Raw genomic sequence first — 13,498 nt, forward strand, 5'->3', positions numbered from 1 at the left:
ACACAATCTTGGCAGCACGCGGAGTCGGCACGACCCAGTCTAACAGCTAGATCGTAATTAATGACTCAGGACACTAGACGAGGTCGTCGAGGAAATCGAGCACCGCTTCCGAGAAGACAGCGTTGTCATCGCCGGCGATCATATGGCCTGCGCCCGTGACATCGACAGTGCGCGCATGCGGCACGAGGTCGCGGAAATCGTTCACAGTTTCGTCGGATACCACGTCGGACAGCAACCCGCGCACGAGGAGTGTTGGTGCCGTAACACGCTGCGCACCGTCGACCAACAAAGTGCTCATCTTCTCGAATTCGGCTGTCCCGGCTGCCTGGTCGCCTTGGAGAAACTGGAAATTCGATGCCACGAACGCGGGATCCCAACGCCACACCCACCGGCCGTCGCTTCGTTGATGTAGGACTCTTCGAAGTCCGTCGAGGTTGTTCGGTCTCGAGCGGTGCGGGTTGTATGCCGCGATGGCCTCGGCGGCGGATTCCAGGTTGTCGAACCCGTTGGCGTGCGCCGACATGAAGGCGACGACGCGCCGTGCGCCTTTCATCTCCATACGTGGTGTGACGTCCACAAGAATCACGGCGTCCCACAAGTCTGGCGGAGCTAGCAAGTGACTGCCGAGAATGGTGAGGCCGCCAAGGGATGCCCCGATGGCCACGATCGGCCGTCCCAGGTTCGCGTACGGCCGTACTGCGATCAGATCGGATCCGAGCCGATTCAGATCGTAACGGCCTGTGGGATCCCAGTCGCTGTCACCGTGCCCGCGTGCGTCATACGCGGCCACCGTGAATCCGCGCGCGCAAAAGCAGTGCTGTGACGTCCCAGGCGTGTCGGCTCTGACCGCCGCCGTGGAGTAGCAATACAACCGCGCGAGGTGCGGCACAGCGGTAGAAGTCAACAGCCAGAGTGAGCCCGTCGCTGGTTGGCACGCGCTCAAGCGCAGCGGTCACCCTTTAGCCCTTCCGCTCGCCATTGATCACGAGGTCGGCTTCAGGCCCACGATCGTCACAGTGCCCTGGGCGACACATACTGCGCGACTTTGGTTGGTGATGTCGATCCGAGCAACGCCGCTGGTTCTCCCGAGCGCGACAATCTCGGCGACTGCGACGCACTTGCCGGCGGATACGGGCCGAAGCAGGTTGAGCTTGAACTCTGTTGTCGCAACCCATGAGCCCTCAGGGATGACTGGGTAGAACACGACACCGAGGCAGTGATCAACCATGGCGGACAGGCAGCCGCCGTGCAGGTTGCCGAACGGTGTCTTCAAGTCGTCTCGGGCGTCCATTTCTGCGACCAGTCGGCCGGCGATGAACTCGGTGTGTCGGAAACCGAGGTAGCCCGCGAGTCCGCCGACGGTCACTGTGGAGTCCTTCAACTGTTCGGCGACACGGTCGTTGAATGTGGCGAAGTTCACCGGCATATTCAGCCTTTCAAGACATAGATTGCTGATGAGACAGTACGTCAAGGTTGTTCCGTTGCGCGATCGTTACTGCTGGAGGCGATCGCGGGAATTAGCGGCCGTTCGTCGTACCCGCGTAATCCGTCTCCGCTGCGCTCTCGGGGCCCGCTGGCGGCAAGCAGGCTAAGAATAGTGCGAAGAATCCACTCCGAGCCATGATCGATGGATACGCCGGGCGTCAGCTGTGTCCAGAGCTTCGGGACTGTGGATTTATCGGTGTTTCCGGCCTGACACGCTGAGCGAAGCTCGGCGAGGAAGGTGCCGTGATGACGCCACTGGATGTGGCGAAGAAAAAGTCGGGGCCCTCCGCTGCGCAGCAGGCTGCGGTCGAGCTGGTGCGGCTGGCCCAGCAACAGGGGCCATCGCTGACCGGTCCGGACGGACTGCTCAAACAGATGACTAAAGCGGTGCTCGAGATCGCGCTCAATGAAGAGATGACCGAGCACCTGGGCTACGAGAAACAGCAACACTTTTCGGCTCACTTCCCGCAAGTCCTTGGACGAGATCAAGCGGGACACCAAACCGACCTACACCGCGATCAACGCCGCCGACGCCCGGGCCGCGTTCGACGATCTGACTGAAAAATGGGGCCAGCGGTATCCGGCGGTGATTCGGTTGTGGGGCAACGCCTGGGCGGATTTCATCCCGTTCCTGGACTACGACGTGGAAATCTGCCGAGTCATCTGCAGCGCCAATGCTATTGAGTCTTTGATCGCCCGCTTCCACCGAGCGATCACGGCAGGGCACGATGGGTGATGCGGTGCAAGCCAGCGCTCGACGCGTTTGCAATCACGTTCGGCGACCGATTCCCGGCAGCCGCGACCTACTGATGGAAACCGCCGGAAACACCGTTAACGAGATACTCCGTTGGCAAGTTCGATGGTGACGGGTGGCCGGTAGTGATGCCGTGCGCAGTCACGCCGTTCGGGTAGCTGTCGCTATCCGCAGTGTGGGCTTTCCGCCCGGACCTTCTCCAGCGGTGAGTTTGGCGAGCTGTGCGTCGACGGTCTCGATGGGTCAGCGGACCGCCGAACGGACGAATTGAAGAACCGCCTTGATAGGCGGAGAGGACTTCGCTCAGATCGGCGAGTCGGTCGAGTGGGATCGCGAACTCGTCGGCGGATGCAAGGGGCTTTCGTTCACCGCTGCATTGCAGATCTTATGTAGTAAGCGCTGTGCTCACCGGGGTATCTGGTGTTTTTCCGAGGCATTGGCTTCGGAGTTCCTGATCGGGAGCAGTGACGTCCGCTGATGTTCTCCGTTAAGGGTGAATGCGGGTTGGGCGGTGCGCCTACTGCGAACACTCCATCCGTGGGACGCTCGCTGGTTCTAGCTGGCGTCGGGTCTTGTTGTGGCTGGGTTGACGCTGTAGGTGTCCATGAAGGTGTCGACGAGGCGGATGCAGTCGTTGTGGGTGATGGCGCGGATGCCGGTCAGTCGGGCGAAGACGAGGGGGCCGACGAGCTGGCAGATGGCGAGCTCGACGTCTAGGTCGCCGAGTTCTCGGCGGCCGTCGGCGCTTTGCAGGATGTTGTCGAAGGGTTGCCGGTATTGCTCGACGACGCGGGAGCGCAGCGCGTGAGCGTTGGCGTGCGGGGTGCCTTCGGAGTCGGCGCTGGGGGTTTCGGCGGGGCCCAGGGCCGCCCAGGCGAGGGTGGTGACTTGCACCGGCGCTTCGGCGAGGAGGTCGGCTTGGCGTGACAGCAGTTCGATGAGTCGCTCGCGCAGAGTTCCGCTGGTGGGTTCGGGCGGAATGACTTGCGGCAGTAAGCGTTCGAAGGTCGCTGCGAGTAGCTGGGTGGAGCTATTGAAGTGGCGGTAGAGGGTAGTGCGGGCGACTTTGGATGCCTTGGTGACCGCGTCGATGGTGACTGCTTCAACGCCGCCGGTCTTGAGTAGGTTGGCGGCGGCATCGAGCAGTCGGTTCCGTGACCGCGTGCGGCGCGGATCGATGTCCTCGTCATAGTCGTCCGGTATCGGCGGGGCCTGATTTCTCACTGTGGCTCCTTTGCTGATCCCGGGTGTGTTCGTCGACAACCTCAGTTATGGTACATCGAGTAGCGCAGCGAAACTGAATGTACAGGGGTGTTGAGCGTGCCGGATCAGCAGAGATCATTCTCGCGTGGGCAGCAGTGGACCCTAGTCGTGTCGTGTGCCGCGGTGGCGCTGGTGATTGGTTCGATGGCGGCCCTATATACCGCGTTGCCGAACATTGCCGTTGATACCGGGGCAACGCAGAGCCAGCTGACGTGGGTAGTCGACGGGTACACCTTGGCGATCGCGTGCCTGGTCTTGCCTGCGGGCGCGGTCGGCGACCGTTATGGCCGGCGGGGCGTGCTGATCGCCGGGTTGGCGGTGTTCGCGGCGGCGTCGGTGGTGCCGTTGGCATTCGACACCCCGTGGTGGCTGATCAGTGCGCGGGCGGCGGCTGGGGTGGGTGCGGCGTTGGTGATGCCGTCCACGTTGTCGATCCTGACCGGTGAGTTCGGGGTGGCCCAGCGGCGACGTGCGGTGGGCATCTGGGCGGGCGTGGCCGCCTCGGGTGCAGTGGTCGGGGTGCTGATTTCTGGTGTGCTGCTGCAACTTTGGTCGTGGCGGGCGATTTTCGTGGGGCTGGCCGCCGCGGCGGTGCTGCTGCTGGTCGCGGCGCTGCGAGTGCCCACTTCCCGCGAGGGTGCCCATCCTCGTATCGACGTGGTGGGGTCGGTAGTGATCGCGCTGGCGATCGGTCTGCTGGTGGTCGCTCTTGTCGAGGCGCCGCATCGCGGCTGGACGGACACCGTGGTGATGGCGCTGTTTGGTTGCGCCGCTGGATGTTTGGTGGCGTTCGCGGTGGTGGAGTTGCGGCGTGCTGACCCGCTGCTGGACATGAGGTTGTTTCGCGATCGCAGTTTCACGGCGGGCACGGTGTCGCTGGTGCTGCATTTCGTGGTGATTTTCGGGGTGTTTTTCCTGCTGGTGCAGTACCTGCAGCTGATCAGCGGGTATTCGCCGATCAGGTCGGCGTTGGCGCTGACACCGTTGATTGTGCCGATCGTGGTGGTCTCGGTGGCGGCACCGCAGCTGGCGGCACGCTGGGGGTTGCGCGTGATGCTGGCGGGTGGTCTGGGGATGCTGGCGGTCGGGATGTTTCTGGCGAGCCGGCTCGACGTGCACTCGGGTTATGTAGACATTGTGTGGTCCCTGGTGGCGCTGGGGACCGGTTTGGGTCTGTGTACAGCGCCGTCGACGGCAGCGGTGGTGGACGCCACCCCGGTGCACAAGCATGGGGTGGCCGCGGCGGTCAACGATGCGGCCCGCGAAGTCGGCGCGGCGATGGGGATTGCCATCGCGGGCAGTGTGCTGGCCGCCGGCTACAGCGATCGGGTCGGCGCGACCGCGGCTGCCCTGCCGTCGCCGCTGCGCGCTGCATTCGAGGACTCACTGGCGGCCGCGGCACAAGCGGCGCTTCATGTCGGTCCCGCGGCTGACGCTGCCGTCGCGCAGGCGAAGTTGGCGTTTGTTCATGGTTGCGCGACAGGGGCTTTCGTGCTTGCGATGATCAGCGCAGTGTCGGCATTGATCGTTGCCGTGTGGGCGCCGGGCCGATCAGCACCGCCACCCGAGGCGGCTGCGCCGGTGGTGCCCGCCCCGGCCAGTTCGAGTGAGCCGGCGGGTGCCGCGTGAGCGACTCGGTAGCCGATGAGGATGTGCCACAACAACTTCCCGCGCACACCCCGGTGTGCATGGGATGTGGCCCCGACAATCCGCATGGCCTGCGGTTGACGGCCTATCGCGACGGCACGGAGGTGTTCGCCGATGTGACCTTCGATGAACGGCACATCGGTGCTCCCGGTCTGGCCCACGGCGGCGCGATCGCCGCGGCCTGCGATGACGTGCTCGGCTTCACGCTGTGGATCGCCGGCACCCCGGCGGTAACACGCAGCTTGACGATCGAGTATCTGCAACCGGTCCCGCTGCACCACACCCACCGTGTGCGCGCCCGCGTCGTGGATCGTCGCGGCCGGGTGCTACGCGTGGAGGGAACCGGGGTGGGCAGCGACGGCGTCACCAGGTTCACCGCGGCGGCGGTCTTTATCGCTGTGGACGCGGCCCATTTCGCCGCGCACGGCGACATCACCGGGTTCACGGAGATGTTCGCCGACCTCGCGCGCCACGCCGCCGGCGGCGGCGTCGAGCGCGATAGTGGGCCGCGATGAGCGTGCCCGATGTCCAGATGAGCGAGCCTGATACGTACTTGCGCCCGCCACCGGTGCGTCCGAGTCCGGTGGTCGTCGCGGGCCGCCGCGAAGAGATCCTCGACGCGGCGCTGGAGATCGCCTCGGCGCACGGTTTTGAGGGTGTGCGCATGCGTGCGGTTGCTGCGCGGGCCGGCACGGCCGCGAGCTCCCTGTATCGGCACTATTCGTCCAAGACGCATCTGCTGGTGACGGTGCTGGCCCGCGAAATTGAGCGCCTGGACGCCGAATTCGACTGGAGCGCCGATGAATTGACCCCACCGCAGCGCTGGGCGCAGTTGACGGTGCGGCTGCATCAACGGTGGCTGGACGAGCCCGCGTTGACCGATGCGATGGTGCGGGCGTTCGTGGTGGCCGATACCGGCGCGGCCGATGCTGTGCAGTACGCCGTCGGCGTGATCGAGGACATGTTCGCCCGCGCGCTCGGCGGACCCTCGCCTACGCCGCGCGAGCGACACCTGGCCGGTCTGATCGCCGACATCTGGCTGGCCAACCTCACGGCCGTGATCAGTGGGCGGGTCACCCCCGCCGATGCGCGGGAGCGCATCGACCGCACCGTCGGCCATCTGCTGGGGGCATTGCTGCGCACCGACATTCGATAGCGGAACTTGTGGTATCGCTGCGCTACTTTTTGTACCATGACTGTGCACAACGACGTGCCGAAAGGAGCCGGTCATGCACACTCTTTGGATCACGCACTGCACCATCCAGCGGGTTTCGTTGCACGAGGGGTTGGTGCTCGACTTCGACGACTACAACGAGTTGGTGATCGCCACCGCGATGAAATTGACCCTGCCGCCGGTGGGTCTGTATCCCGAGGAACAGGTGGTGATCGACCCGCACAACTTCGCGCCGCAGCACCGCGCCCTGCTCGACATGGCCGGCGCGACGTGCGCCCACGCCGAATGCGACGACGACGGCGCGCTGCATCTTGTGCTGTCGACCGGGGGCGGTATCGATGTCACCCCCGATGGCGACCGGGCCTCCTGGGAGCTGTACGGCAAACGGCACGGCTACATGGCCTGCCTGCCGCCGGGGCAGGTCCGCATCGTGCGCCATGACCTCCCCATCGGTGATATTGGCGCTGCCGCAAGCTAATTGCTTTGCCGACTCCGCCGTGGGCCGCCAAAATTTTGTTGACGAACGCTGCGCCCGGCGAACGTGGAACAACTAGTATCGGAGGGATACTTTTTGTTCCACTTGTGCGGGAGGCTGGCGATGGGTAAGCGGACCAATAGCTCCACGGCCGCGGCGTCGGCGGTGGGCAAACCGCGCTCCACGATGGCTGATCGTCAGCGCGCCCAACGCGCCGAGCTGGTCCGCGAAGAGGTCATTGATGCTGCATTGGCCGAGTTCGCTGAGCGGGGCTATCACCAGACCTCGATCAGCCACATCGCCGCGCGGCTCGGCTCGGGGCACTCGATGTTCTACCGATATTTCGAGAACAAGCGCGACATCGTCGATCACGCGGTGCGACAGGTCAACGGCCGGCTGGGCGCTGCCATCGATGAGGCCACGCCGTGCCTGGTCACCTCCATCGAGGAGTTCGGTCAGTACCTGTCCTCAATCGGCATGGCCTACACCGATGTCCTCGCCGAAGAGCCGCGGCTGTTGCAGCTGATCGTGGTGCAGGCCGCCGGGGTGGATCAGGAAATGTCGCAGCGGTTTCACCGTATGTATGACAGCGGCGCCGCGATCCTGGGTGCGGCGCTACGCCACGGCATCGACCGCGGCTACATCCGCCCCGACCTCGACATCGGTGCTACCGCCGAGTCGATCGTGGCGATCCCTTTCGGCATCGCCCTGCGCTACGGACACAAACCCGACCGTGACGTTCTGATCGCCCAGACCGCGGCGATCACCGCCCTGGTGTGTCGGGGTATCGCCGTCTAAACGCCAGGCCAGGGCCGGGCTGGAGGCTGCGCCGGCATCGTTATCGTCCACGAAAATAACGCTGCCGCAACTTAATTCGGCGCCCGAAGCCGGAAAAACTATGCACGAACGCTTCCCTGCCGGAAATGGAACAATTAGTATCGAAGCGATACTTTTTGTTCCGTTTTGACGGCAGGGGCAGCATGAGTGATCGCACCGACGGGCCTGGCACCACGCGGCGGGGCCGGGTCACCGACCCGTCCGCGTCGTCGGAATACAGCGCCCGACTCGGGCGCCTCGCGACGTTCACGGTGCGCCACAAGGCTCTGGTGATCGGCGGGTGGATCGCCGCGGCAGTGCTGCTGGCCCTGCTGTTCCCGCAGCTGGAAACGGTGGTGCGCCGCCAGTCGGTGGACCTGATTCCGCGCGATGTGCCCTCGTTTCAGACCGTGGACCGGATGAGCACCGCGTTCGGCGAGCAGGGCTCCAAAACGATGCTGTTCGTGGCGATGGAGGACCCCGCCGGGCTGAGCGATCAGGCACGTCAGCGGTACGGGGTGTTGATCGAGCGGTTGCGCGCCGACCATGCCCACGTGCTGCTCGTGCAGGATCTGCTCGCCGATCCGGTCACCCGAACCCAGGCGGTCAGCCGGGACGGGAAAGCCTGGTACCTGCCGGTGGGCATTGCCGGCGCGCTCGGCGATCCCACTGCGGCCGAATCGGTGGGCGCGGTGCGCGACATCACCACAGCGGTGTTCACCGGATCGGGGGTCAGTGCCCACGTCACCGGCCCGGCGGCCACGTTCAGTGACCAGATCTCTTCTGCCGAACACGATTTGCTGTTAGTGTCGATCGCCACCGCCGGACTGATCGCGCTGATCCTGCTCATGGTGTACCGATCACTGTTCACCGCGCTGCTGCCGCTGCTGGTCATCGCGCTGAGCCTGGCCGTCGGGCGGGGCGTGCTCTCGGGACTCGGGCAGTCCGGGTTGCCGGTCTCGCAGTTCACCGTGGCGTTCATGACCGCGATCCTGCTCGGCGCCGGCACCGACTACACGGTGTTCCTGATCAGCCGCTACCACGAACAACGCCGCGCCGGAACGCCACCGGAGGCGGCGGTCATCACGGCCACCGCGAGCATCGGCCGCGTCATCCTGGCCTCGGCGGCCACCGTCGCGTTGGCGTTCCTGTCCATGGTGTTCGCCACGCTGAGCGTGTTCGCCGCACTGGGGCCGGCCTGCGCGGTCGCCGTCGCCGTCGGATTTGTGGCCACGGTGACCTTGCTGCCCCCGGTGCTGGCCGTGGCGGCCCGCCGCGGCATCGGCGAACCCAAACCCGACCGCACCCGCCGCTACTGGAATGCCGTCGCTGTCGCGGTGGTGCGCCGTCCGGTACCGCTGCTGGTCGCCAGCCTGCTCATCCTGGGACTGCTGGCCGCCGCGGCCACCGCGATGACCATCAGCTACGACGACCGCGCCGGCCAACCCGCCAGCACCGCCAGCAACCAGGGCTACCAACTGCTCAACCGGCACTTCCGCAAAGACATGGTCCTGGCCGAATTCCTCGTGGTGCAGAACCCGACCGACATGCGCACCGCCAAAGGGCTGGCCGACCTCGACGAAATGGCCTCCCGCATCGCTCAATTGCCCGGCGTCGTCTCGATCGCCGGTGTCACCCGACCCACGGGCGCCCGCTTGGAGCAAGCCCAACTGTCCTGGCAGAACGGGCAGATCGGCGACAAGATGGCCCAATCGGTCACCGACGCCAACGCCCACCGCGCCGACCTGAACGCCCTGACCCACGGGGCCGACCAACTCGCCGACGGCCTCGCCCAACTCGACACCGCCGTGCGCACCGCCATGGGACCCCTGGGCGGTGTGCTCACTCAGGCCTCCACTGCCGGCGCCCGCATGCAGCGTTTCGGCCCACTGCTGCAACAACTCTCGGCCACCGCACCTGGTGTGGATCAGGCCATCCAAGCCGGCCCCGGCATCCGCCCCCTGGCCCAGCGCGCCGAGAACGCCATCGGTGTCCTGGACCCGCTGGCCGGTGCCCTCAACGCTGCCCCGTGGTGTGTGGCGACCCCCGAATGCGCCCAAATCCGTGACCAAGTCGCGGTCCTGGTCACCTTGCGCGACAACGGATTTTTCACCCAGATCGCCACACTAGGAGACCACTACAACCCGGCCACCGATGCGACCGTGACCGGCACCCTCACTGACATTCAACACACCGTCACCGCCATGAACGCCGCGTTCAAAACCCTCGGTGACCCCGCCGATCTGGCCGCCAACATCCACCGGCTGCAGCAAGGAATCGGCCAACTGGCCACGGGGTCGCGCGCGCTGGCCACCGGGGTGCACGCCCTGGCCGACAGCAACATCCAGATGCTCACCGGCATGAGCACGATCGCCACCGCCCTGCAGAACTCGGCACGCGCCACCGCCGGCTCGGACGCCGCCGCTGGTTTCTTCCTGCCCGCCACCACCTTCGATGACCGGCGATTCGCTGACCTCGCCAGACACTTCGTCTCACCCGACGGCAAAACCGCCCGCTTCGCCATCGACACCAACGCCGACCCCTACAGCATTCAAGCGATGCGCCTGGCCCAGCAGATCACCGACGTCGCCAACGCCGCCCGCCCCAACACCACCCTGGCCGATGCCAGGGTGGCGGTCGCCGGGTTCCCGGCTGTCAACGCCGACATCCAGCGCCTGCTGTCTGCGGACTTCACCCAACTGGCTATCGCCACCCTGGTGATCGTCGGGCTGATCCTGGTGGCGCTGCTGCGTGCCATCATCGCCCCGCTGTACCTGCTGGGCACCGTGATCCTGAACTACCTGGCCTCCCTGGGCATAGGTGTCATTGTGTTCCAGTGGATTCTCGGCTACCAAATCGCCTGGCCCGTACCACTATTGGCGTTCATCATCCTGGTCGCCGTCGGCGCCGACTACAACATGCTCCTGGTGTCCCGGTTGCGTGAAGAATCCACGGCCAACCTGCGCGTCGGGGTGCTGCGTACCGTCGCCAACACTGGATCAGTGATCACCTCCGCCGGCCTGATCTTCGCTGCAAGCATGTTCGGCCTGATGATCGGGTCGGTGGCGATCATGTTCCAGGTCGGGCTGATCATCGGCTGCGGGCTGCTTCTGGACACCTTCCTGGTGCGAACCCTCACCGTTCCGGCTATCGCCACCCTGCTCGGTCAAGCCAGCTGGTGGCCTCAACGTCCATCCCGGCGCCGGGCACCCGCCACCGCGCCGGCACACCGAGAGCCGGTAGGCACAACGTAAGTCATGGCCGGCCGCGCCCCGCCCGCGGTGCAATTCGGTGGTCTGGGTATGGCGCAGCCGGTGGGTTTGGCTGAACCGCAATGGCCGCCCGGCGCTATCGGTGAGGCCGTGGATGTTATCGAAGCGGCCCAGCACGATGCTGTTGGAATCGCAGCTGCGGGGCCGACGACCCTGGAACGGAAACCGCACTCCCAGAAATAGATACGTTGGCGTCAGCTCGGGGTAGGCGGCGGACCCAGGCTTGACCCCAGTAAAGAAAGTTCTCACATCGCAGGTCAAAGCCGCGTGTGCATGGAATGGACTGAGGCGCGATCACGTCGGTGAGTTGCGTGGTCGGGTCGATCGTCATTGACGGCGTTCGAGGGTGGTCATTTGCCCGCGACGAGCCGACTGAATGACGCTCGACGACGCGTTGTAGCTCGGGATCTGAGTGGTGCCGGCCGGTGTTTTCGCGGGGCGGCGAACGGGAGCGCCAGCGGACGGTAGCCGCCCCGGTCTGAAGTCAGGCTGAAGATGATGCGCTGAACGCGGCGAGCGATTCTGCGTCTGAGGACGGCGGTTTGTGGGCCGGCTCGTAGGCTGGTGTCATGAGTAGCGATCCGGCGGAGCGTGCAAGGCGGTTGGCTGAGCGGCATCTCTCCGGATTGCCGCGCCGCTGGGCTCACGTGCAGGCCGTGGCGGCGGCCTCCGAGCGGATGCGGCCGCACCTGGACGTCGAGACCGGAAACTGCCTGGTGGCGGCGGCGTGGCTGCACGATATTGGGTATGCGTCGGACCTGCGTGAGACTGGTTTTCACCCGCTGGACGGCGCGCGGTTCCTGCGCTCGCAGGGCTTTCCCGAGGCGGTTGTGTCGTTGGTGGCATTCCATACGGGTGCGGCAGTAGAAGCTGAGGTGCGTGGAATCGAAGGGCTGGAAGAGTTCGCCGAGCCCGCCGCCGAGATTCTGGACGTGCTGACGTTCTGCGACTTGACGACCGGCCCCGACGGTTCACCGGTGTCTGCAGCAGCGCGTTTGGACGAGGTGATGGAGCGGTATGGGCCCGAAGACCCCTTGCATCGGGCGGTCAGTTTGTCGCGAGAGGAATTGCTTGCGGCAGTGGGGCGGGTGCAATCGTGGCGGTAAGCCGGCCTGGTTATCCGAGGTAGGGTGCCGACCTCTGGTCCAGGTAGTGGGTGATGCGCAGCCGCATTGAGGGGTGCATGTCCAGCGCGCCTATATCGGCCGGGTCGGTCCAGGCGACGTCGGTACTTTCATGGTCGGTCGCGAGCTGCCCGCCCAGGACCGTGGTGGTAAAGCACAGGGAAAACTGTTGACGCACTTCGCCATCGGAAAAAGCAACCACGTGTGCGGGGTCGGTGTAGACGCCTGACAGGCCAATGACCTGCACGTCGAGCCCAGTTTCTTCTTTGACTTCCCGGATAGCGGTCTGTTCGATTGTTTCTCCGATATCGTGGCCGCCACCGGGCAGAGCCCACAGTGTGTTGTCCCGGCGTTTGACCAGCAGGATACGACCTTGTTCGTCGGTGACGATCGCCGACGCGGACGGAACCACACTGTTGGGGGTGGGGATCGTTGTAATAGTCGGTCCGGGCCATCGGTAGGGCCTCTCGTGTCGCGGTGGATTCTTACGGTCTCGGCGGTGGTCGTGCTTGGTCCCAGACGCGGGTGAACGCGTCCACGAATGTCGCCCACAGTCGCGGCTCGTCGGTACGAGAGAAGATCATCACCGGGTTGTCGCGCCCTGGTGAGCCGTAGACGTGGAAGTTGATGAGCATGCTGTCGTCGACCTTGAAAATTGATGTGTAGAGCGTTGTTTGGTGGGTACGCACCTGCAGACCCGGGGTCTGGACGTGGGGAGCGAGCAGTTCCACGGAGTTGCGAGTGCGGGCCATGACAGAGTCGCCGATACCTTCCTCCTCACCCCGCAGGATCATGTTGTCCCCGCCGGGGTCGCCGACGAGAAAACGCACCTGGGCGCCGCGTTTGGCGGCTTCGACCAGGGTGGTTGTGAAACCATCGAGAGTGTCGAACAAGAACGTGGCGGCGAACTCCAGAATATCGATTGATTTCTTGGCGCTGGAAAAATGCCTCTGTCACAGCTGAACTGGGACCTGGGTGCGGGTTGCGTACATCGTCGGGCTGAACGTTGCTGCGGAATTGGTAACGGGCCGATTGGTGGGTTGTTCGGCCGGGAACTGGGATGGCCACAGGTCATGCAGTGTGCACCCCAGCTCGCGGGCTGCTGCGTGGGCATTCTCCCGCTGGACGTGCCAATCGGCATCGGTGGCCCAGCGCCGCACCGTCTTTTCGTGAATCCCTATGCGCGCGGCAAGCCGGCGCGGGGACAATCCTTTAGCGCGTAGCGCCCGGTCGAGTGCAACGTTCTTGGTTTTGGAGGACGGTAGGTCGCCGTCGGGTGTAAGCGCCACGATGCCACCGTCCCTCCCTGTGCGGTAGTCGCTCGACCCGTAAATCAGCGACTGACCACGATCTTTACATAAACCCCATCTCTGGCGTTGACATCATCGAACTGCGCGCGGAACAGCCGGACGAGTAATTGTCAATACCTGTGGATTGGTGTTTTTCAGGCGACCTCCGTTCCGGTCGGGGTGGCCGGGTTGTCGGCCG

General features: G+C 64.9%; 10 protein-coding genes and 4 pseudogenes. 9 read left to right on the forward strand and 5 right to left on the reverse strand.

Annotated elements, in window-relative coordinates; all coding sequences use genetic code 11:
* Nucleotides 1-73 precede the first annotated feature (73 nt).
* Nucleotides 74-956, reverse strand: a pseudogene (locus tag ACJH7A_RS28960) (alpha/beta fold hydrolase).
* Between the two features lie 26 nt (nucleotides 957-982).
* Nucleotides 983-1,420 (reverse strand): PaaI family thioesterase, encoded by a 438-nt coding sequence (locus ACJH7A_RS28965; RefSeq protein WP_061003656.1) that lies wholly within the window; start codon nucleotides 1,418-1,420, stop codon nucleotides 983-985.
* A gap of 311 nt (nucleotides 1,421-1,731) precedes the next feature.
* Between ACJH7A_RS28965 and ACJH7A_RS28970 the strand changes: the two genes are divergently transcribed.
* Nucleotides 1,732-2,046, forward strand: a complete 315-nt coding sequence (locus tag ACJH7A_RS28970) for a transposase (protein WP_406776281.1) — start codon at nucleotides 1,732-1,734, stop codon at nucleotides 2,044-2,046.
* A pseudogene (locus ACJH7A_RS28975) lies at nucleotides 1,931-2,295 on the forward strand (transposase); the annotation flags it as partial. The gene ACJH7A_RS28970 and the pseudogene ACJH7A_RS28975, both read left to right, overlap by 116 nt.
* 499 nt (nucleotides 2,296-2,794) lie before the next feature.
* Here ACJH7A_RS28975 and ACJH7A_RS28980 read toward each other — a convergent pair.
* Nucleotides 2,795-3,463 carry a TetR/AcrR family transcriptional regulator gene (locus ACJH7A_RS28980; RefSeq protein ID WP_318986951.1) on the reverse strand — a complete coding sequence of 223 codons (669 nt, stop codon included), beginning with the start codon at nucleotides 3,461-3,463 and terminating at the stop codon, nucleotides 2,795-2,797.
* 162 nt (nucleotides 3,464-3,625) lie between these two features.
* Between ACJH7A_RS28980 and ACJH7A_RS28985 the strand changes: the two genes are divergently transcribed.
* The 7 genes from ACJH7A_RS28985 (at nucleotide 3,626) to ACJH7A_RS29015 (ending at nucleotide 11,992) form a co-directional block, all read left to right on the forward strand.
* A complete protein-coding gene (locus ACJH7A_RS28985; protein ID WP_346414624.1) occupies nucleotides 3,626-5,131 on the forward strand; it encodes an MFS transporter in 1,506 nt (501 codons plus the stop codon).
* A gap of 59 nt (nucleotides 5,132-5,190) precedes the next feature.
* A complete protein-coding gene (locus ACJH7A_RS28990; protein ID WP_318986950.1) occupies nucleotides 5,191-5,664 on the forward strand; it encodes a PaaI family thioesterase in 474 nt (157 codons plus the stop codon).
* Nucleotides 5,661-6,305: a TetR family transcriptional regulator gene (locus ACJH7A_RS28995; protein WP_318986919.1), complete on the forward strand. Its 645-nt coding sequence runs from the start codon at nucleotides 5,661-5,663 to the stop codon at nucleotides 6,303-6,305. Before ACJH7A_RS28990 ends, ACJH7A_RS28995 begins: the two co-directional genes overlap by 4 nt.
* Before the next feature lie 73 nt (nucleotides 6,306-6,378).
* Nucleotides 6,379-6,801 (forward strand): DUF6188 family protein, encoded by a 423-nt coding sequence (locus ACJH7A_RS29000; protein ID WP_318986918.1) that lies wholly within the window; start codon nucleotides 6,379-6,381, stop codon nucleotides 6,799-6,801.
* A 120-nt stretch (nucleotides 6,802-6,921) separates the two neighbouring features.
* Nucleotides 6,922-7,596: a TetR/AcrR family transcriptional regulator gene (locus tag ACJH7A_RS29005; protein ID WP_406776282.1), complete on the forward strand. Its 675-nt coding sequence runs from the start codon at nucleotides 6,922-6,924 to the stop codon at nucleotides 7,594-7,596.
* Between the two features lie 182 nt (nucleotides 7,597-7,778).
* A complete protein-coding gene (locus tag ACJH7A_RS29010; RefSeq protein ID WP_346414621.1) occupies nucleotides 7,779-10,868 on the forward strand; it encodes an RND family transporter in 3,090 nt (1,029 codons plus the stop codon).
* A gap of 587 nt (nucleotides 10,869-11,455) precedes the next feature.
* Entirely contained in the window at nucleotides 11,456-11,992 is a 537-nt protein-coding gene (locus tag ACJH7A_RS29015; protein WP_318987370.1) for an HD domain-containing protein, read from the forward strand.
* A gap of 10 nt (nucleotides 11,993-12,002) precedes the next feature.
* Here the strand turns inward: ACJH7A_RS29015 and ACJH7A_RS29020 are convergent.
* A pseudogene (locus ACJH7A_RS29020) lies at nucleotides 12,003-12,465 on the reverse strand (NUDIX hydrolase).
* A gap of 30 nt (nucleotides 12,466-12,495) precedes the next feature.
* Nucleotides 12,496-13,299 (reverse strand): annotated as a pseudogene (locus ACJH7A_RS29025) (hypothetical protein).
* Between the last annotated feature and the right edge of the window lie 199 nt (nucleotides 13,300-13,498).

It is taken from the genome of Mycobacterium sp. SMC-17 (assembly GCF_045310915.1).
Taxonomy (GTDB): Bacteria; Actinomycetota; Actinomycetes; order Mycobacteriales; family Mycobacteriaceae; genus Mycobacterium.